This is a genomic window from Streptomyces sp. NPDC007205, from assembly GCF_040634095.1.
Taxonomy (GTDB): Bacteria; Actinomycetota; Actinomycetes; order Streptomycetales; family Streptomycetaceae; genus Streptomyces.
The window spans coordinates 121,711-141,376 of sequence record NZ_JBEYEW010000013.1; the positions used below are offsets into that span (position 1 = coordinate 121,711).

A 19,666-nucleotide genomic window follows, 5' to 3' on the forward strand; every position below is an offset into this window, starting at 1 on the left:
ACCGGGCGGTCATCGGCCCGCCCGGAACGCCTTCAGCCTCTCGTACGCCGCCAGCCCGTCCGGCACCCACTCCCATGCGCCGAGCCGCCGCTCGACCTCCTCCTCGGGCAGGAAGCCGTGCCACTGGACCTCCTCCACCTGGGGGCGCACGGACAGCTCGCAGCGCACCTCGTACACCGCCGACCACCAGCTGTTCCCGGCCCCGTCGTCGTACAGGAACTTGAAGAGGAAGTCCGGCTGCGGCAGCCCGGGTACGCCCAGCTCCTCCTCGGCCTCCCGCAGCGCCGCCTCGTCGTAGGACTCGCCCGCCCCGACGACCCCGCCGACGAACATGTCGTACAAGGCGGGGAAGACCAGCTTGGTGGCCGTGCGCCGGTGCACGAAGAGCCGGCCGGCCGCGTCCCGGGCCTGGATGAACACACAGCGGTGGCGCAGGCCCTTCGCATAGGCCTCGCCGCGCGGGTACTGGCCGATGACCTGGTCGTTCTCGTCGACGATGTCGAGGATTTCCTCTGCGGGGTTCATGCCCCCATCCAAGCAGGGGGGTGCTCAGCGCCGCTGGAGGTCCCGGGCTGAGCCCTCCGCCTCCGCCGTGCCGCACGGCATCGCCGGGTGCAGCCCGAGCAGCATGATGCCCGCCACCACCGCCGCCAGCCCGGCCGCCTCCCAGGCCAGGGCGCCCGTGTCCGTGCGCAGCCGGTCGCCGAGGAAACCGACGCCGCACAGGATCCCGGCGAGCGGCTCGGCGGCGGTGAGCGCGGGCAGCGACATCCGCAGCGGGGCCGTCTCGAACGCGCTCTGCACCAGGACCAGCCCGGTGACCCCGCAGGCCAGCACGCCGTACGGCTGCCAGCCGGTGAACAGCTCGGTGAAGCCGCCCGCGGAGAAACGGGTGCCGCTCACCCGGGTCAGCGCGTCCTGTACGCCGTACAGCAGCCCGGCGGCGGTGGCCAGCAGCACCGGGCCCCAGCTCAGCCGTGAACGCTTGCCGTACGTCGTGAGCACCAGGGCCGCACCCACCATCGCGCCGATGATCAGCCAGTGCCGCAGCGGATCGGCGATCGCATGGCCGCCGCGCGGCTCGCCCGCCATGATGAACGCGCTCACCCCGCCCGCCAGCAGCAGCAGTCCCGCCCAGCCCTGGCGGCCCAGGGGCTGTCTGGTCTGGTGCCGGGAGAGGGCCAGCGCGAACAGCAGGTTGGTCGCGAGCAGTGGTTCTACCAGGGAGATCTCGCCCTTTCCGAGGGCGATCGCGCCGAGCACCATGCCGGCCACCATCAGCCCGAGCCCGCCCAGCCAGCGCGGCACCCGCATCAGGTCGAGCAGCAGCCGGAAGGACAGGAAGTCGCTGAGCGGCGCCTTCTCCGCGGCGTTCTGCTGGAGCACGAATCCGAAGCCCAGACAGCAGGCCGCGCTCACGGCGAGAAGGAGAACCAGAACGGACACGCTGCGTACCTCGATCATCCGGCCGGACCACGGGTGCGTAGGGGCCGACTGTAGCGCTCCCGGGACTACATGTACCCGGAAGTACCCGGAACCGGGCGGTTGACTCGCCATGGTGCGCGGGCGGGCGGCCCGGCGCCATGGCGTACGCCACAGCGATCCGCCGGAACCCCCGCCCTGCGGCGGTCCACCTGCGCGAAGATCGCCAAGTTCCCTGCCCTCAAGGGTAGTTGAAGAGAGCAATAGCCTCGTTCCGCTTGACGCGACCCTTGGCTGGGGGTTTGCTGTGCGTGATCGGTCGATGGCAGCCCGAGAAACAGGAAGTCCCGCGGTGCCCTCTCTCCCCTCTGTGCTCGGCGCTCGCCGTACCCGCTCGGACCAGTCCGGTGACACTGCCCCGGACGGCTTCGGCGGCTTCGACGACACCCTCGACGACGCCGAGCTGCACACCGCGCGCGCCGCCCTGGCCCAGGGCCGACGCCAGGCCGCCCGCTCCCTGCTGCTGCACACCGGTGACGACTGGGACCGCCGCGGCCACCGCCTGACCGTGCTCGCCCGGGAGCCGTACGCCGTGGCCTGGGCCGGCGACTGGCTGCACGCCGAACCCGGCTCCGCCGACGCCGCCACGCTGTACGCCCTCGCCCAGGTCCAGCGGGCCCTGCGCGGCAGGGAGGAGGACCCCGACCGGGCTCGCGAGGCCTGCGCCGAAGCCGCCGCGCTCGCCCCCGCCGATCCCACCCCCTGGCTGGGGTTACTCCGGCTGGCCCGCACGCTCGGCCCGGAGCACGAGGTGCTCGGCGCCTTCGCCGAGCTGCGCCGCCGCCACCCCGAACACCACCACGCCCATCATCTGCTCCTGGCCCGCCTGGCCGAACGGCCCTCCGGCGGCCGGGCGGCCGAGGACCACGAGGTGTACGACCTCGCCGAGCGGGCCGCCGCCGAGGCCCCGGCCGACTCCCCGCTCGCCGTCCTGCCGGTCGTCGCCCTCGCCGAGCGCTACCGGGTGCTCGTCGCCGCCGGCCTGGCCCCCGCCGACCCCGCCGCCTGCGGACACTGGTCCGGTCCGCGGGCCCGCCGGATCCTGCGCGCCGGCTTCGACTGGTGGCTGGAGTGGGAGCACGACGAACACCCCCGCCGCCACATCGACCTCAACCACCTCGCCTTCGCCCTGTCCTGCGCCGGCCGCCCGGCCGAGGCGGCGGCCCTCTTCCAGCGCATCGGCCGGCACGCCACCCCGGCCCCCTGGTCCTGCCTGCACAGCGACCCCCTGGCCGCCTTCCGCGCGGCCCGCGCCCGCGCACTGGGGCACTTGAGGGACTGAGAGGCCCGGCCGGCTGAGACGCCCGGCCGGCTGAGACGCCCGGCCGACTGAGAGGCCCGGCCGGCTGAGACGTACCGCTTCTGAGACGTACGGCTTTCTGAGACGTACGTAAGAAGTGATGACGGAAGTCTGACCACTGCCCCCGTTCCCTGGCCCGGTGAGGCCCCGAGTGCTCGAATGAGAACGTGAACCCTGAACAATCCGAGGAACAGCACGGTAAACCCGTCGGCCGCCGTGTCTTCCTGGGCACCCTCGGCCTGGGCGCGCTCGGCATCGTCGCCGCGCCCGCGCTGCAACGCGGCCTGGAGGGCTTCCTCGGCGCCGTCGCCGGCCAGGACCCCACGGGCCTGACCGGCCTGCTGCCCAACGGCGGCGGCTTCCGCTACTACTCCGTCGCCGCCTCCGTACCCCACAAGAACGCCGCGGACTACCAGCTGAAGATCGACGGACTGGTGGACCGCCCACGCACCTACACCCTCGCCGACCTGCGCGCCCTGCCGCAGACCCGGCTGGTCAAGGACGTCCAGTGCGTCACCGGCTGGCGGGTCCCCGGCACCCCCTTCGAAGGGGTCCGGCTCTCCCGTCTGCTGGACCTGGCCGGGGTGCGCGGCACCGCGAAGGCGATCCGCTTCACCTGCTTCGACGGCACCTACACCGAGAGCCTCACCCTCGACCAGGCCCGCCGCCCCGACATCCTGGTCGCCCTGCGCATGCAGGACAAGGACATCTCCCACGACCACGGCGGCCCGGTCCGCCTCTACGTCGCTCCGATGTACTTCTACAAGTCGGCCAAGTGGCTCTCCGGCATCACGGTCACCGACCGGGTCGAACCCGGCTACTGGGAGCACCTCGGCTACGACGTCGACGCCTGGGTCGGCCGGTCGAACGGACGGACCGATGAGCCTACGAACTGACACCCCGGCCCCGCCCGGCGCCCGCGTCCGCCGCTTCGGCCCGGCCCAGCGCTGGGTGCACCGCACGACGGCCGCGCTGATGGGCGTCTGCGTGGCCACGGCGGCCGTCCTCTACATCCCCCAGCTGGCGGTCATGGTCGGCCGCCGGGAACTGGTCGTCCGCATCCACGAGTGCGCCGGGCTCGCCCTCCCCGTACCGGTGCTGCTCGGCCTCGCCTCCCGCGCCTTCCGCGCCGACCTGCGTTTCCTCAACCGCTTCGGCCCGCACGACCGCGTGTGGCTGTGGGCGGCGCTGAGCCGGGACAAGCGCCGCTCCTCCCGTCCGGCGGGCAAGTTCAACGCCGGCCAGAAGATCTACGCCGCGTGGATCGCCGGCGCCACGCTGGTCATGCTCGGCACCGGCCTGATGATGTGGTTCACCCACCTCACGCCCCTGATGTGGCGCACCTCGGCGACCTTCGTGCACGACTGGCTCGCCCTGACCATCGGCGTGGTCCTGGCCGGCCACATCGGTATGGCCCTGGGCGACCCGGAGGCGAGACGGGGCCTGCGAACGGGAACGGTGAGCAGGGAGTGGGCGAAACGGGAACACCCGTTGTGGCGTGGGTGACCCTCAGAACTCCAGCAGCACCTTGCAGCACCGGCCCCTGTCCGCGGCCGGCTCGAACGCGGTCTCGGCCTCACCGGCGTCGAACTCGGCGTCGAACCGGAACGCCCCTCCGCAGCTCGCTCTCGCGGCTCACCAGCAGATTCCCGGCGGACGGACTCTGCCCCGGCGGCAGCATCCCGAGCTGGACGACCACTCCGCCGCGCCGCACCAGCCGCGGAGAGGTGTCCGGACCGGCCGCCACTCCCGACGCCTCGACGGCGACGTCCACCTCCTCGGGCCACCCGGCGTCAGCCGGATCGTCGGCCCGCACGAGCGTGCCGGCCCCGGCCACGGCCGCGTACCCGAGCGCCTGCGGCACCAGGTCCGTCACCGTCACCCATGCCGCGCCGGCGCCTTCGCCGCCGCGGTCACCGGGTATCCGACCGCCCCGGCCCCGGTCACCAGGACGTGCCTGCCGGAGAAGTCCCCGGCGCGCCGCACCGCGCGCAGCGCCAGCGACAGCGGCTCGGCGAGCGCGGCCCGCCGCAGCCCCAGCCCGTCCCGAGCGCCCTCACCTGCTGTGCCGGCACGGCGATCCGCGCCGCGCATCCGCCCTGGCCATACGGAAAGCGGGCCGCGCCGCCCAGACACCGGGTGTCCCGGCACACGTTCGCCCGCCCGACGGCGCACTCCGGGCAGCGCCCGCACGGGGTGGCGGGGTGCCGTGCTCCTAGATGATCAGTGAGAGAAGCAGGACCAGGCCGCCGGCGACCACCGAGATGATCGTCTCCATCACCGACCAGGTCTTGACCGTCTGCCCGACACTCAGCCCGAAGTACTCCTTCACCAGCCAGAAACCGGCGTCGTTGACATGGCTGAAGAAGAGCGAGCCGGCCCCGATCGCGAGGACCAGCAGGGCGGTGTGCGTGGTCGACATGTCGGCCGCGAGCGGAGCGACCAGGCCCGCCGCCGAGACCGTCGCCACCGTCGCCGAGCCGGTCGCCAGCCGGATCGCGACCGCGATCAGCCAGGCCAGCAGCAGCGCCGGGATCGACCAGTCCTTGGAGACGTCCAGGATCATCTGGCCCACACCGGAGTCGATCAGCGTCTGCTTGAAGCCGCCGCCCGCACCGACGATCAGCAGGATGCCGGCGATGGGCATCAGCCCCTTCTCGACGGTCTGCTGGAGGCGCTCCTTGCTGAACCCGGCGGACCGGCCCAGCGTGAAGAAACCGACGATGACGGCGGCGAGCAGCGCGATGAGCGGGGACCCGATGACGTCGAAGACGCGCTGGGTCCGGTGCGCCGGATCGTCGACGACGATGTCCACCAGGGCCTTGGCCAGCATCAGCACGACCGGCAGCAGCACGGTCGCCAGGATCGCGCCGAAGCCGGGGCGGCGCTCCAGCTCGTCCGAGGCGCGCTGCGGCAGCATCCGGTCGGGGGCGGGGACGTCCACCCAGCGGGCGGCGACCCTCGAGAACAGCGGACCGGCGATTACCACCGTCGGGACGGCGACCAGGATGCCGAGCGCCAGGGTCACACCCAGGTTGGCCTTGACCGCGTCGATCGCCACCAGCGGGCCGGGGTGCGGCGGGATCAGACCGTGCATCACGGACAGACCGGCGAGGGCCGGGATGCCGATGCGCATCAGGGAGTAGTTGCCGCGCTTGGCGACCATCAGCACGACCGGGATCAGCAGCACGATGCCGACCTCGAAGAACAGCGGCAGACCGATCACGGAGGCGATCAGCACCATCGCCCAGGGCATGGCGCGCCCGCCGGCCTTGGCGAGGATCGTGTCGACGATCTGGTCCGCACCGCCGGAATCGGCGAGCAGCTTGCCCAGGATCGCCCCGAGCGCGATCAGGACACCCACGCCGGCCACGGTGGCGCCGAGACCGGTGGTGAAGCTGGTGATGGCCTTGTCGAGCGGTGCCCCTGCGACCGCCCCGAGCGCCAGCGACCCGACGGTCAGCGCCAGGAAGGCGTGGAGCTTGAACTTGGTGATGAGCAGGACGATCAGGGCGATGCCCACCAGGACGGCTATGCCCAGCTGGGCGTGTCCGGCGGAGGTGATCGGCGGAGGTGCGTCCGCTGCCAGCATCTCGACGCTGAGTCTGGTCACGGGGGTTCCCTTGCGGTTACGGGGGACGGGGGTGAGGTGTTACTCGGATGCGAGGGGAAGCGTGTCCAGGGCCCGCACGGCACGCTCGGTGATCTCCTGCGGGCTGCCGCTGACGTCCACGGCGACTCCCGCCTCGTCCGGCTCCAGCGGCTGGAGCGTGGCGAACTGGGAGTCCAGCAGCGCGGTCGGCATGAAGTGCCCCCGGCGCTGCCTCATCCGGTCCTCGATCAGCTTCCGGTCGCCCGTGAGGTGCACGAACACCACCCCGGGAGCGGTGGCCCTGAGCCGGTCGCGGTACGACCGCTTCAGCGCCGAGCTGCTGACCACCCCGCCCAGTCCGGCCCGCGCGTGCGCCCAGTGGCCGATGGCGTCCAGCCAGGGCCACCGGTCGGCGTCGTCGAGCGGGATGCCGGCCGACATCTTGTCGATGCTGGCCTGCGGGTGGAAGTCGTCGCCCTCGGCGTACGGGACGCCCAGCCGCGCGGCGAGCAGGGGACCGATCGTGGTCTTGCCCGTCCCCGCGACGCCCATCACGACGACGACCTGGGGGGTTCGCATGTACTGCCTCGCTGTCTTCCTCGACATCCGACGCCACGGCGGCGCCGCCACACTGAAACCCATTAGGTACGACTAAATCAAGAGCCTGTGATGTATAAGTCTGACTTTTTGGCTGAGTGATCCACGCCGTACGCTGAGTGCATGACCACACCGGGCCGGGGGCTGCACGGCCATGTACTGGACACCCTCGGCCCCGCGATCACCGCGGGCGAGTACCCGCCGGGCAGCGTGCTGCGCACGGACGAACTCGCACAGCACTTCGAGGTGTCACGCTCCGTGATGCGCGAGGCGGTCCGGGTGCTGGAGTCCATGCACCTGGTCGAGTCCCGCCGCAGGGTCGGCGTGACCGTCCGCCCGAAGGCCGAGTGGAACGTCTACGACCCGCAGGTCATCCGCTGGCGCCTCGCCGGTGCCGACCGCCCGCACCAGCTGCGCTCGCTGACCGTGCTGCGCTCGGCCGTCGAACCGGTCGCGGCCGGCCTCGCCGCCCGGCACGCGACGGCGGAGCAGTGTGCGCGGCTGACCGAGTGCGCGCTCGGCATGGTGGCCAACTCACGTGGCCACAAGCTGCAGGAGTACCTGGTCCACGACATCGCCTTCCACCGGGTCGTCCTCGCCGCCTCGGGTAACGAGATGTTCGCCCGGCTCGGCGACGTCGTCGCGGAGGTCCTGGCCGGCCGCACCCATCACGAGGTCATGTTCGAGGACCCCGACCCGGCGGCCGTCACCCTGCATGTGCGGGTCGCGGAAGCGGTCCGCGCGGGTGACGCGGTCCGCGCGGAGGAACTGACCAGGGAGATCACCGTGGGCGCCCTCCAGGAACTGGACATCCTGGCGCCCTAGTCCTGGCTACTTGCCCCTGAAGAAGTCGGGTCTGCCTCGACCGGCAGCTGCAGCGGCCTGCTCCGGCAGCGTCTCCCTCCGGGTGTCCTGCACCCCGCGCACCCGGAATTTCTCTGAGCACCCTGTGCCGCAGGCCGGTCTTCACCTTCGCTGATCGGCCGTGCGACTGGCCCTCGCACCGCAAGCGGTCGAAGGTCAGGGGAGCTGGCCGAGCAGTTCCTGACGGTGTGCGGTGGCCCATGAGCCGAGGTGGTGGCCGCCATACGCATCCGCTCCCAGCAGGCTGCGAACGACCTCCTGGCCCTCGCCGAAGCCGGACGGCTCCAGCAACGTGGCGCCGGTTCTGCCGCATCCCGTTGACCTCGCCGGTGCCGCACCCCACCACCCTGATCACACTCATGCGCCGCAGCGGCCCGCAGACCGTGGAACAACTCAATCCGCCCGTTCCGACGCATGCGCAACGGGAGAGTCGGCATCGAGGCCCGCATCAGCCACCTCGGACGCAGCTAGTCCAAGAAGTCCCCGTCCACGTACACCCACGCCCCGTCGACCCGCTCGAACCGGCTCCGCTCGTGCAGCGAGCCGCCCCGGTAGGACGCCCGGAAGGTCACAGTGCCCGTGGTGTGGAAGGCGGACCCGTCGGTGGCGTCAAGGATCTCCAGGCCCGTCCACGTCATCCGGGGATCGAGATCCAGCCGCTCGGGCCGGGTCCGCGGATGCCAGGTGCGCAGGAGATACCCCGCGTCTCCCTTCACGAACGCGCTGTACCGGGAGCGCATGAGCGACTCCGCGGTCGGCGCGGCCGCGGCCCCCGCATGGAAACGGCCACAGCAGGCGTCGTAGGGCCGGGGCAGTCCGCAGGGGCAGCTGTGCGAGGTCATGGGGCACATTCTGCCCGTACCAGGGGAGGCGTCGGCGTGCGGCCGGGTGCACAGTGGAAGGGCAGCGCAGCCCAGGGAGGCGCACGATGACCCGACCCATGAGCAGCCATCCCCCGGCCATCAAGGAATGGCGGCTGAACCTGTACCTCTCCGAGCACGACCCGGACACCACCGCCCGGATCATCCTGGACACCGGCGACAACGTCCTGGAAAGCCACGCGGAGGCCCGCAGGAACCCCTACGACCGGGATGTGCCGGACATCGGCGACGAACTCGCCGCCGGCCGGGCGCTCATCGCCATGGGCCGGATGCTGCTGCGCGCCGCCGACGGGGACATCAAGGCGGTGGGAGCGGACGATACGGAGGAGGACCTGTCACCCCTGTGGCTGGACCGGGAATGACCCTCCTCACCGCCCCTTGCGCAGGAAGCGGCGCAGCCTCGTCAGCGGCCAGGTGTTGATCACGTCGTCCCGGGTGAGCCAGCCGCGCTGCGCGGTGGCCACCCCGTAGCGCAGCTGTGCCAGGTGCGGGATGGAGTGCGCGTCGGTGTTCACGGCGAACTTCACCCCGTGCTCCCTGGCGCGCAGGATGTCCTCGTCGCGCAGGTCGAGACGGTCCGGCTGGGCGTTGACCTCCAGCGCGGTGCCGGTGCGCGCGCACGCCGCGAACACCTCGTCCCAGTCGGCGTCCACGCCCGGCCGCTTGCCGATCAGCCGGGTCGTCGGGTGCCCGATGACGTTGACGTACGGGTTCTCGCAGGCCCGCACCAGCCGCCGGGTCATCGCCCTCCGGTCCAGGTCGAAGTGCGAGTGCAGCGAGGCAACGCACAGGTCGAAGCCGGCCAGGAACTCGCCCGGCCAGTCCACGTCACCCTCGGGACCGATGTTGAGTTCCGTGCCGTGCAGCAGCCGCATCCGTTGCTGGGCGCCGTCCAGCTCACGCAGCCGTTCCCGCTGGGCGAGGATCTTCTCGTCGGTCATGCGCTGCATGTACAGGTTGGGCGCGTGGTCGGTGACCGCGTAGTACGCGTAACCGCGCTCACCCGCCGCCGCCACCATCTCCTCCAGCGGGGCCAGGCCGTCCGTGAGATCGGTGTGGGTGTGCAGGTCGCCGCGGATGTCCCGCTCGGTCACCACCTCGGGCAGCTCGCCGTGCAGGGCCGCCTCGATCTCCCCGCGGTCCTCCCGCAGCGCCGGCGCGATCCACGGCAGCCCGAGCCGGGCGTACACCTCCTCCTCGCTGCGAGAGGCCAGCGAGTCCCCGCTCTCCGCGTCGAACAGGCCGTACTCGGAGAGCTTCAGGCCCTGGTGCACGGCGATGGTGCGGGTGCGGATGTTGTGCCCCTTGGAGCCGGTGAAGTACTGCATCGCGGCACCCCACGACTCCGGCGGCACCACCCGCAGATCCACCTGGAGCCCCTTGCCCGTGCGCACCGACGTCTTCTTCGAGCCCCGTGCGATGACCTCCGCGGTGGCCGGCAGCTCGCACAGCGCCGCCATGAACGGCTCCGACCGCTTCGCCGCGACCAGGACGTCCAGGTCACCGACGGTCTCCCGCATCCGGCGCAGGGAACCCGCGTAGCCACAGCGCTTGCAGCCGGTCACCCCGGACAGCTCGGCGACGATCTGCTCGGCCGTGTCCAGGGCCAGCGCCAGCGGCACCCGGGCGCCCGCCCGCTGCAGCAGCTCGATGCCGTGCCGGATGTTGTCCTGCGTCTTCTCGCCGAAGCCCTTCAGATCGGCCAGCGCGTCCGCCTCGATCGCCGCGGCCAGCTCGCTCACCGACGAGATGTGCAGGTCCTCGTAGAGGCGCAGTGCCTTCTTGGGGCCCAGGGTGGGGATCGTGATCAGCTCCCGCACCCCGGCGGGGATCTTCGCCCGGCGCTCCTCGACCACCGCCATCGTCCCGGTGCGCAGGTACTCGATCACCTTGTCGGCGATCGACCGGCCCACGTTGGGGATCTCCCTGAGCCCGCTCTCGTCCAGCTTCGCGATGTCGGCCGGATACCCGCCGATGGCACGCGCCGCCTTCTCGTAGGCGCGTGCCTTGAAGGCGTCGCCTCCCGTGATCGCGATGAGGTCCGCGTACTCCTGAAGGAGCGCCTCGACCTCCTCATTGGGCCGGGCCACCCTTCAAGTCTAGGGAGTCTCGCGGAGCACCGGCAGCGGCGGCAGCGTCGTCCCGTACACCCACGCCTCGAACAGCCCGTCCACCGGCTCGTCCGCGAACCGGGCCACGTGCCCGGTGAACGCCGCCGTCGTCACCGACCCGTTCCGGTACAGCCGCACCCAGGCGCGCAGCATACGGAAGAACGCGTCGTCGCCCAGCGCGCAGCGCACCGCGTGCAGGGTCAGCCCGCCACGCTCGTAGAGCCGGTCGTCGAACATCGACGTGCGGCCCGGATCGGCCAGCCGCAGGTCCTGCGGCAGCGTGGACAGCAACCGGTGTGCCGCGGCGGCCAGTTGCTGGGCACTCCGGCCGCCCGAGCGCTCGGACCACAGCCATTCCGCGTACTTGGCGAAGCCCTCGTTCAGCCAGATGTGCCGCCAGTCGGCGACCGACACGCTGTTGCCGAACCACTGGTGCGCCAGCTCGTGCGCCACCAGCCGCTCCGAACCCCGCGCGCCGTCCACGTGGTTGGATCCGAACAGCGACAACCCCTGTGCCTCGACCGGCACATCCAGTTCCTCCTCGGTCACCGCGACCGCGTACTCGTCGAACGGGTACGGCCCGAACAGCTCCTGGAACAGCTCCATCATCGCGGGCTGCCGCGCGAAGTCCCGCGAGAACCTCGGCAGCAGATGCGCCGGGATGTGCCCGTGCTGCGGCACACCGCCCGGCCCCGGGTCGCCCAGCAGCACCGTCTGGAACCTGCCGATCACCAGGCCGACGAGATAGCTGGACGTGGGCGCCGACTGCTCGTACACCCAGGTGGTCGTCGAGGCCTTCGTCGTACGGGTCAGCAGGCGCCCGCCCGAGACCACCGCGTACGCGGACGGCGTGGTGACCGAGATCAGGTACGACGCCTTGTCGGCGGGCCGGTCGTTGCACGGGTACCAGGACGGCGCCCCGACCGGCTGGCTCGCCACCAGCGCCCCGTCCGCCAGCTCCTCGAAGCCGAGCCCGCCCCAGGGGCTGGACACCGGCCCGGGATTGCCGGACCAGTGCACCTCCACGGTGAAGGCCGCCCCGGCCCGTACGGGCTTGGCCGGGCGGATGCGCAGCCGCCCGCCGCGGTGCGTGTACTGCGGCTGACGGCCGTCCACCCGCACCCGCCCGATCCTGAAGCCGGCCAGGTTGAGCAGGAATTCGGCGAGCGGCGCCGGGCCGGCGATGGCGTTGATCCGGGCCGTGCCGGACAGCCGGTTCGGGCCCGGGCGGTAGTCCAGCGCGAGTTCGTAGCGGTGCACCCGGTAACGGGCATCCCCGTTGTCCGGGAAGTACGGGTCCGGACCGGCCGACTGCTGAACTGCCACTGCTGTGTCTGCTCCCTGCGCTGTGCCACCCCTGCGTACCGGTGCCCGCCCGGCACATCCCTCGCCTCAGGAACGCCATGCCTCGATCGGGTTGCCGAGCCAGCGGGTGTCGTCCGGGACGGACTCCGCGGCCATGACGAGCGACGCGGGACCCAGGGTCGTACGGGCCCCGACCGTGCTGCCGGGCAGCACGATCCCACCAGGGCCCAGCGTGGCGCCCGCGCGGAGGACCACAGTATCCGTCCGCAAGATCCGGTCGTGGAAGAGGTGTGTCTGCAGCACACAGCCCCGGTTGACGGTGGCGGCGTCCTCCAGGCTCACCAGATCCGCCTCCGGCAGCCAGTGGCTCTCCACCCACACGCCCCTGCCGATACGCGCGCCGAGCCCGCGCAGCCACGCCGTCATCACCGGCGTCCCCGGCACGGCCCCGGCCAGCCACGGCACCGCCAGCACCTCGACGAACGTGTCCGCCAGTTCGTCCCGCCACACGAACGAACTCCACAGCGGATGCTCCCCGGCCCGGTGCCGCCCCACCAGCAGCCACTTCGCGACCACCGAGACGACCGCCGCGACGACCCCCGCCCCGAGCAGCACCCCACCCGACAGCGCCCACGCCCACGGCCCCAGCGCGCACAGCACCGCCACCGTCAGCACGGCCAGCGCCGCACTGCACAGCACCGGCACGATCCGGCACAGCTCCACCAGCGCGCGCGCCCACAGCAGCCGGGCGGGCGGCTCATACGTACGGCTCTGATCCCCGCCGGCGGCACTGCGCGGCAGCTTCACCGGCGGCAGCCCCAGATACGAGGTGCCCTTCTTCGCCTTCTTCGGCGTCGCCGACAGCACACCGACCAGACCGCCGTCCGGCACGCTCCGCCCCGGCGCGGTCATCCCGGAGTTCCCCAGAAAGGCCCGCCGTCCGATCTCCGCACGCCCGATCCGCACCCAGCCGCCACCCAGCTCGTACGGCGCCGTCAGCGTGTCGTCGGCGAGGAACGCCCCGTCGCCGACCGTGGTCAGGCTCGGCAGCGCGAGCACGGTCGACACCTCGGCGCCCCGCCCGATCCGCATCCCCAGCAGCCGCAGCCACACCGGCGTGACCAGCCCCGCGTACAGCGGGAACAGCGTCTCACGGGACCGGTCCATCAGCTGGGTCACGGTCCACGCCTGCCAGCCGACCCGGCTGTGCGTCGGATGTGTGCCCTCGCGCAGCCCCAGGCTCAGCAGCCGTACGCCGGCCAGGATCAGCAGCGCGTACGCCAGCCCGTACGCGAGCGTGGCCGGGACCAGCCCGAGCGCGGCCCCGCGCAGGGCCTGGGCGAGTGAGCCGCCGGGCCTCACGAAGACCCCGGCGACCAGCAGCGCGGCCACGCCCGCCAGCAGCGGCAGAGCACCGAGCCCGATGCCCGCCACGCCGTACATCACCCGCCAGTACGTGCCTCGCTGCGGCCGCTCCCCGGGCCAGTTGCGCTTGGCCTTGCCGAGCTTGACCGCGGGCGCGCCCGCCCACCGCTGACCGGTCGGGATCTGCCCGCCGACCGCCGAGCCGGGGGCCACCTCGGCCCGCTTGCCGACGCGGGCGCCCGGGAAGAGCATGCTGCGGGTGCCGACGGTGGCGTGCGCGCCGACCTTCACCGGGCCGACCACCAGCCGGTCGCCGTCCAGCCAGTACCCGGACAGATCCACCTCGGACTCGACGGCCGCGCCCCGGCCCAGCTTGAGCATGCCGGTGACCGGCGGCAGCGAGTGCAGGTCGACGTCCTGGCCGACCCTGGCCCCCAGGGCGCGTGCGTACCGCTCCAGCCAGGGCCCGGTGAGCGCGACGGCCCCGCTCGTCTCGGCCAGCCGTTCGGCGGTCCACAGCCGCAGATGCACGCTCCCGCCGCGCGGATACCGCCCCGGCGTCAAACCCCGCAGCAACAGCCGCGCCCCGCCCGCCGCGAGCGCGATCCGGCCGGGCGGGGTGAAGAAGAGCAGCGCGCCGGCCGCCGGCAGCCACCAGGGGGCGGTCGGCAGCCAGGCGTACGCGGGCAGCAGGTTTCCGAGGGCGGCCAGGACCAGCGTCCAGCGCAGCCCGAGCAGCGTGACCAGCGGGAGAAGCAGCAGCAGCTGGACCGCCTGGGCGCGGACGGGGACCGGTGCGACCGTACGGGCCCTGCCGTCGTCCTGCGCCGAGGCCTCCAGCCGCCGGGCCAGCTTGCGCAGCGTGGGCTGCTGGTAGACGTCGAGCACGGCGGCGCTCGGGTAGCGCGTGCGCAGCCGGGTGGTGAGCTGGGCGGCGGCCAGACTGCCCCCGCCGATCGCGAAGAAGTCGTCGCAGGCACTGGTCACCGGGACACCGAGGACTTCCGCCCACTGCTCGGCGAGCCAGGCCTCGGTGCCATAGAGCCCGGCCTTCGGGGCCTCCCCACCTTCCAGGGGCCAGGGCAGGGCGTTCCGGTCCACCTTCCCTGACGTACGGGTCGGCAGCTCGGCGACGGGTGCGAGCAGCGGCACCAGCGCGGCGGGCAGCTCGGCGCGCAGCTTCTCGACGGCGGCCGTGCGATCCCAGCCGTCCTGGGTGACGACATAACCGACGAGGAGCTGATTGCCGCCGCGGGCGGTGCGCACCGCGGCAGCGGCCCCGGCTACGCCCGGCAGCGCCCGCAGCGCCGCGTCCACCTCACCCAGCTCGATCCGCCGGCCGCCCAGCTTGATCTGCTCGTCGGCCCGCCCGAGGAAGACCAGCCCCTCCGGGTCGGCCCTGACCAGGTCACCGCTCCGATAGGCCCGCTCCCAGCCCAGCGAGCGGAGCGGCGCGTACTTCTCCGCGTCCTTCCCGGCGTCGAGATACCGTGCGAGCCCGACCCCGCCGATGACCAGCTGCCCGCTGCCGCCCATCGACACCGGCTCCCCGGCCTCGTCGACGACGGCCAGCTCCCAGCCGTTCAGCGGCAGCCCGATCCTGACGGGCTCCTCGCCGGTCATCAGCGCCGCACACGCCACGACGGTCGCCTCGGTCGGCCCGTAGGTGTTCCACACCTCGCGCCCCTCGGTGACCAGCCGCTTCGCCAGCTCGGGCGGACAGGCCTCGCCGCCGAAGATCAGCAGCCGTACGTCGTTCAGGGTCTCCGGCTCCCAGAGCGCGGCCAGCGTGGGCACGGTCGAGACGACGGTGATCTCCTGCTCCACCAGCCAGGGCCCGAGATCAGCACCGCTCCTGACCTGCGACCGGGGTACGGGCACCAGACAGGCGCCGTACCGCCAGGCCAGCCACATCTCCTCGCAGGACGCGTCGAAGGCGACGGAGAGCCCCGCCATGACCCGGTCGCCCGGCCCGATCGGCTCCTCCGTGAGGAACAGGGCCGCCTCGGCGTCCACGAACGCGGCGGCGCTGCGGTGCGTGACGGCCACGCCCTTGGGTTTCCCGGTGGACCCGGAGGTGAAGATGATCCACGCGTCGTGCTCGACGCCGGGTCGTGCGGCGGGGGAAACGGAGCCGCCCTGGACGCCGATGGTGTGCCCGGCCCCGATGACCGCCCGCACCTCGGCCTCCCCGAACACCAGCTCGGCCCGCTCGTCCGGGTCCTCGGCGTCGACGGGAACGTAGGCGGCGCCGGCGGCGAGTACGGCGAGGATCGCGACGTACAGCTCATTGGTCCCGGAGGGAACCCGCACCCCGACCCGGTCCCCGAGCCCGACCCCGCCGGCCGCGAGCCGCCGTCGCAGCCGCTCCACCTCGCCGGCCAGCGCACGGTAGGTCAGACACGTCGTACCGTCGTCCAGCGCCGGCTCGTCCGGATGGGACCGCACGGTCGCCTCGAGGACGTCGACCAGCGTGCGCGGTGCGGAGGCGGGCCCGGCGGAGAAACGTGCCCTGTCGCCGAACTGCGTACGGATCTCTTCGTCGAGCAGGCCCAGAGCGTCGCTCTCGTCTATGGCTGCCATCGGGTCCTCACGTAGGGGTCCGGCTGAGTGACAATCAGTCACAAGCCGGAAACCCTACTAGGGGTGACGACGCTCAGGGCGTTTTCAGGAGATCCCCGACGGTGCGGCGGACCTTGGAGACGACGTCTTCGTCCCCGAGGCGCAGTGCCGTGTTGGCCGCGCAGAGTACGGAATCGATCTGAAAGACCGCGAGATCGATGTCGACCGCCGCGATTTCACGGGCGTCGACGGCGTTGCGCAGTTCCTTCCCGATGGTGCCGAGCCATTCCTGCTGATCGCGGAAGAGGGCGTCTCGGACCGCTCCCGGCTTGCTGTCGAAACGGGCGATGTTGGCGACCCGGAAACAGCCGCCTTCGAACAGCGGCGTGGTGGCGTACTCGATCCAGTGCTCGACCAGAGAGCGCAGCCGTTCGACTCCGGGGGCCGCTGCCCCCGCCGGGCGGACGACCGCGTCGACGAACATGTCGCGCGCATAGTCGATGGTCCCGAGCTGGAGCACTTCCTTGGACCTGAAGAGCGTCTGGATGCCCGCCTTGCTCATACCCGTATCGGTGGCGAGACGGCCGAAACTCACGTCGTCCAGCCCGTCGAGGGAGGCGATGTCGACGGCGCGCCGCAGTACGACCTCACGCGCCCGTGCACCTCTGAGCAGGCGCTTGTCAGTGATCGACGCCTTGTCCGCACGCGTGACGAAGGATCGCTCCTCAGTGCCCATACGGTCGATCGTACCCCTTATGGGGTACAGCAACGCAGTGAGGCCCCGACCGTACGGCCGGGGCCTCACTGCGTAGTGATCCAGTGTCCGAGGGGGGACTTGAACCCCCACGCCCGATAAAGGGCACTAGCACCTCAAGCTAGCGCGTCTGCCATTCCGCCACCCGGACAAGGTGTCTGTCGTGCGGGGGAGCCCTTTCGGCGGGGTTTCCCTCGCGGCGACGAAGGAAACATTACCAGGCTTCCGGGGGTGTCTGATCACCCCCCGGCCCCGCGGCCGGTCGCGCGTGAACGCCGTGTGACGGGCCGGGACCGGTCTTGGGCCGCGGGCGGGGGAGAGGGAGGATGAGGAGGACCACCAGCAGCGACAGCGCGGGAGGAAGCACGTGAGCGAGACGGACACGGCCAGGGGCGTCACCGGCGAGGACGAGGTCGTGGACCTCTGCCGCGAGCTGATCCGGTTCGACACCAGCAACTACGGCGACCACTCCGGACCCGGCGAACGGCAGGCCGCCGAGTGGGTCGCCGAGAAACTCGCCGAGGTCGGGCTGGAGCCGAAGATCTACGAGTCGCACCCGGGCCGCGCCTCGACGGTCGCCCGCATCGAGGGCGAGGACCCCTCCCGGCCCGCGCTGCTGATCCACGGCCACCTGGACGTCGTACCGGCCAACGCCGACGACTGGACCCACCACCCGTTCTCCGGCGAGGTGGCCGACGGGTGCGTGTGGGGGCGTGGGGCCGTCGACATGAAGGACATGGACGCCATGACCCTCGCTGTCGTCCGGGACCGGCTCAGGAGCGGGCGGCGGCCCCCGCGGGACGTCGTGGTCGCCTTCCTCGCCGACGAGGAGGCCGGCGGCACCTACGGCGCCCGGCATCTGGTGGACCACCACCCCGAGCTGTTCGAGGGCGTCACCGAGGCGATCAGCGAGGTCGGCGGCTTCTCCTTCACGGTGAATGAGCAGCGCCGGCTCTACCTGATCCAGACGGCCGAGAAGGGCATGCACTGGATGAAGCTGACCGTGGCCGGCACCGCCGGGCACGGCTCCATGATCCACCGGGACAACTCCATCACCGAGCTGTCCGAGGCCGTGGCCCGGGTCGGCCGGCACAAGTTCCCGGTCCGGGTCACCAAGACCACCCGGGCCTTCCTCGACGAACTGGGCGACGCGCTCGGCACCGAGCTGGACCCGGAGGACATGGAGTCCACCCTCGCCAGGCTGGGCGGCATCGCCAAGCTGATCGGCGCGACGCTGAGCAACACCGCCAACCCCACCCAGCTGAACGCCGGATACAAGGTCAACGTCATCCCGGGCGAGGCCACCGCGCACCTCGACGGACGGTTCCTGCCGGGCTACGAGGAGGAGTTCCTCGCCGACCTCGACCGGCTGCTCGGACCGAACGTCCGCCGCGAGGACGTGCACGCCGACAAGGCCGTCGAGACCGGCTTCGACGGGGCGCTGGTGGAGGCCATGCAGTCCGCGCTGCTCGCCGAGGACCCGACCGCCAAGGCGATCCCCTACATGCTCTCCGGCGGCACCGACGCCAAGTCCTTCGACGACCTCGGCATCCGCGGCTTCGGCTTCGCCCCGCTGAAGCTGCCCCCGGAGCTGGACTTCGCCGGCATGTTCCACGGCGTGGACGAGCGGGTGCCGGTCGACGGGCTGCGGTTCGGGGTGCGCGTGCTGGACCGGTTCATCGACGCGTCGTGAGGTCCTGGGCCGAGGTATTCGGTCGCCCGTACGAGATCGACTGGAACGGGTGAATGCGACGATCGGTTCGTAGCTTCATTAGTTCCTCCTCGTTACAGGTGATGTGACTCCGCGCCTTGGAGTCGTATTGCCAACAAGGAGGAATAATGATCAAGAAGGTCGTCGCTGCTGCGGCTGCCACCGGTGGGCTGGTTCTCGCGGGCGCGGGCCTCGCCGTCGCAGACTCCGGAGCCCAGGGTGCCGCCGTGCACTCGCCGGGCGTTGTCTCCGGCAACGTCATTCAGGTGCCCGTGCACGTCCCGGTGAACGTCTGTGGCAACACGGTCAACGTGATCGGGCTCCTGAACCCCGCCTTCGGCAACAGCTGCGTCAACAAGTGACGACCTCCTGAGGGGGGCGTCTTTTCCGAGCCGTCGGCCCCGGAGCGCGCGCCATGCGCTCCGGGGCCGACCGGCCTCTTGCGCGGAGACACGATCCGCGAGGTTCGCAACGCAACCGCGAGGCACAGCAGGATCGAAGGCAGGGGAAAATCAGAATGCGACAGGGCACCCGCAAGGGCCTGATGACGATGGCCGCGGCCACCGGTGTGATCGCCGCAGCGAGCGGCTATGCCCACGCCGACGCGGGCGCGGCCGGCGCCGCCGCCGGCTCACCCGGCGTACTGTCCGGCAACACGGTGCAGGCGCCGGTGCACGCGCCGGTGAACGTCTGCGGCAACACCGTGAACGTCGTCGGACTGCTCAATCCGTCCGCGGGCAACTCATGCGCCAACCACGGCGGCGCTTCGGGGGGACACGGCGGCTCCGGCGGCTCGCACGCGAGCGGCCGTTCCACCGGCTCGCCCGGCGTCGGATCCGGCAACACGGTGCAGGCGCCGATCGACGCTCCGGTGAACGTCTGCGGCAACAGCGTGAACGTCGTCGGAGTCGGAAACGACGCCGCGGGCAACACGTGCGTCAACGAGGGCGGCACTTCCGGCGGACACGGCGGCTCGCACGCGGGCGGCCACACCGGCGGCTCGCCGGGCGTCGGCTCCGGCAACACGGTGCAGGTGCCGATCGACGTTCCGGTGAACGTCTGCGGCAACAGCGTGAACGTCGTCGGAGTCGGAAACGACGCCGCGGGCAACACGTGCGTCAACGAGGGCGGCACTTCCGGCG

The 19,666-nt window shown here is 71.8% G+C and carries 17 protein-coding genes, 1 tRNA gene and 1 pseudogene; 8 read left to right on the forward strand and 11 right to left on the reverse strand.

Features of this window, described 5'->3' with window-relative positions; all coding sequences use genetic code 11:
• Nucleotides 1-9 precede the first annotated feature (9 nt).
• The gene (locus ABZ624_RS22480) at nt 10-525 is read right to left on the reverse strand and encodes an NUDIX domain-containing protein (RefSeq protein ID WP_360091590.1); all 516 of its coding nucleotides are present in this window, start codon (nt 523-525) and stop codon (nt 10-12) included.
• A gap of 24 nt (nt 526-549) precedes the next feature.
• Nucleotides 550-1,446 carry a DMT family transporter gene (locus ABZ624_RS22485; RefSeq protein ID WP_360091593.1) on the reverse strand — a complete coding sequence of 299 codons (897 nt, stop codon included), beginning with the start codon at nt 1,444-1,446 and terminating at the stop codon, nt 550-552.
• A gap of 328 nt (nt 1,447-1,774) precedes the next feature.
• Here ABZ624_RS22485 and ABZ624_RS22490 point away from each other — a divergent pair, with 328 nt between their 5' ends.
• The 3 genes from ABZ624_RS22490 to ABZ624_RS22500 all read left to right on the forward strand — a co-directional run bounded on the left by ABZ624_RS22490 (nt 1,775) and on the right by ABZ624_RS22500 (nt 4,288).
• Nucleotides 1,775-2,764 (forward strand): hypothetical protein, encoded by a 990-nt coding sequence (locus tag ABZ624_RS22490; RefSeq protein ID WP_360091596.1) that lies wholly within the window; start codon nt 1,775-1,777, stop codon nt 2,762-2,764.
• 185 nt (nt 2,765-2,949) lie between these two features.
• Nucleotides 2,950-3,678 carry a molybdopterin-dependent oxidoreductase gene (locus ABZ624_RS22495; RefSeq protein ID WP_360091599.1) on the forward strand — a complete coding sequence of 243 codons (729 nt, stop codon included), beginning with the start codon at nt 2,950-2,952 and terminating at the stop codon, nt 3,676-3,678.
• A complete protein-coding gene (locus ABZ624_RS22500; RefSeq protein WP_360091602.1) occupies nt 3,662-4,288 on the forward strand; it encodes a cytochrome b/b6 domain-containing protein in 627 nt (208 codons plus the stop codon). The genes ABZ624_RS22495 and ABZ624_RS22500 overlap by 17 nt, the downstream gene beginning before the upstream one ends.
• Nucleotides 4,289-4,291: 3 nt before the next feature.
• Here ABZ624_RS22500 and ABZ624_RS22505 read toward each other — a convergent pair.
• From ABZ624_RS22505 to ABZ624_RS22515, 3 genes and pseudogenes are all read right to left on the reverse strand, one after another.
• A pseudogene (locus ABZ624_RS22505) lies at nt 4,292-4,995 on the reverse strand (zinc-binding dehydrogenase); the annotation flags it as partial.
• Between the two features lie 2 nt (nt 4,996-4,997).
• Nucleotides 4,998-6,395 (reverse strand): gluconate:H+ symporter, encoded by a 1,398-nt coding sequence (locus tag ABZ624_RS22510; RefSeq protein WP_360091605.1) that lies wholly within the window; start codon nt 6,393-6,395, stop codon nt 4,998-5,000.
• 39 nt (nt 6,396-6,434) lie between these two features.
• The gene (locus ABZ624_RS22515) at nt 6,435-6,953 is read right to left on the reverse strand and encodes a gluconokinase (protein WP_360091608.1); all 519 of its coding nucleotides are present in this window, start codon (nt 6,951-6,953) and stop codon (nt 6,435-6,437) included.
• Nucleotides 6,954-7,094: 141 nt separating this feature from the next.
• Here ABZ624_RS22515 and ABZ624_RS22520 point away from each other — a divergent pair, with 141 nt between their 5' ends.
• On the forward strand, nt 7,095-7,796 hold the full coding sequence (locus ABZ624_RS22520; protein ID WP_360091611.1) for a FadR/GntR family transcriptional regulator: 702 nt from the start codon (nt 7,095-7,097) through the stop codon (nt 7,794-7,796).
• 506 nt (nt 7,797-8,302) lie between these two features.
• On the opposite strand, the gene ABZ624_RS22525 is transcribed toward ABZ624_RS22520, so the two are convergent.
• The gene (locus ABZ624_RS22525; RefSeq protein ID WP_360091614.1) at nt 8,303-8,677 is read right to left on the reverse strand and encodes a YchJ family metal-binding protein; all 375 of its coding nucleotides are present in this window, start codon (nt 8,675-8,677) and stop codon (nt 8,303-8,305) included.
• 86 nt (nt 8,678-8,763) lie between these two features.
• On the opposite strand from ABZ624_RS22525, the gene ABZ624_RS22530 reads away from it, so the two are divergent.
• A complete protein-coding gene (locus ABZ624_RS22530; RefSeq protein WP_360091617.1) occupies nt 8,764-9,078 on the forward strand; it encodes a dsRBD fold-containing protein in 315 nt (104 codons plus the stop codon).
• Nucleotides 9,079-9,084: 6 nt separating this feature from the next.
• Here the strand turns inward: ABZ624_RS22530 and polX are convergent, their stop codons facing one another.
• From polX to ABZ624_RS22555, 5 genes are all read right to left on the reverse strand, one after another.
• Nucleotides 9,085-10,806: a DNA polymerase/3'-5' exonuclease PolX gene (gene polX, locus ABZ624_RS22535; RefSeq protein WP_360091620.1), complete on the reverse strand. Its 1,722-nt coding sequence runs from the start codon at nt 10,804-10,806 to the stop codon at nt 9,085-9,087.
• Between the two features lie 9 nt (nt 10,807-10,815).
• Nucleotides 10,816-12,153 (reverse strand): M1 family metallopeptidase, encoded by a 1,338-nt coding sequence (locus ABZ624_RS22540; protein ID WP_360091623.1) that lies wholly within the window; start codon nt 12,151-12,153, stop codon nt 10,816-10,818.
• A gap of 66 nt (nt 12,154-12,219) precedes the next feature.
• Nucleotides 12,220-16,080, reverse strand: a complete 3,861-nt coding sequence (locus tag ABZ624_RS22545; RefSeq protein WP_360091626.1) for a Pls/PosA family non-ribosomal peptide synthetase — start codon at nt 16,078-16,080, stop codon at nt 12,220-12,222.
• A 73-nt stretch (nt 16,081-16,153) separates the two neighbouring features.
• Nucleotides 16,154-16,795, reverse strand: coding sequence for a TetR/AcrR family transcriptional regulator (locus ABZ624_RS22550; RefSeq protein ID WP_360091628.1), 642 nt, complete (start codon nt 16,793-16,795; stop codon nt 16,154-16,156).
• Nucleotides 16,796-16,879: 84 nt separating this feature from the next.
• Nucleotides 16,880-16,964 (reverse strand) — tRNA-Leu (locus ABZ624_RS22555).
• 216 nt (nt 16,965-17,180) lie between these two features.
• Between ABZ624_RS22555 and ABZ624_RS22560 the strand changes: the two genes are divergently transcribed.
• From ABZ624_RS22560 to ABZ624_RS22570, 3 genes are all read left to right on the forward strand, one after another.
• Nucleotides 17,181-18,506 carry a M20/M25/M40 family metallo-hydrolase gene (locus ABZ624_RS22560; RefSeq protein WP_360091631.1) on the forward strand — a complete coding sequence of 442 codons (1,326 nt, stop codon included), beginning with the start codon at nt 17,181-17,183 and terminating at the stop codon, nt 18,504-18,506.
• Nucleotides 18,507-18,652: 146 nt separating this feature from the next.
• Entirely contained in the window at nt 18,653-18,886 is a 234-nt protein-coding gene (chpH, locus tag ABZ624_RS22565; protein ID WP_360091634.1) for a chaplin ChpH, read from the forward strand.
• Nucleotides 18,887-19,041: 155 nt separating this feature from the next.
• Nucleotides 19,042-19,666, forward strand: a 625-nt coding sequence (locus ABZ624_RS22570) for a chaplin (protein WP_360091637.1), incomplete at its 3' end; no start/stop codon positions are given.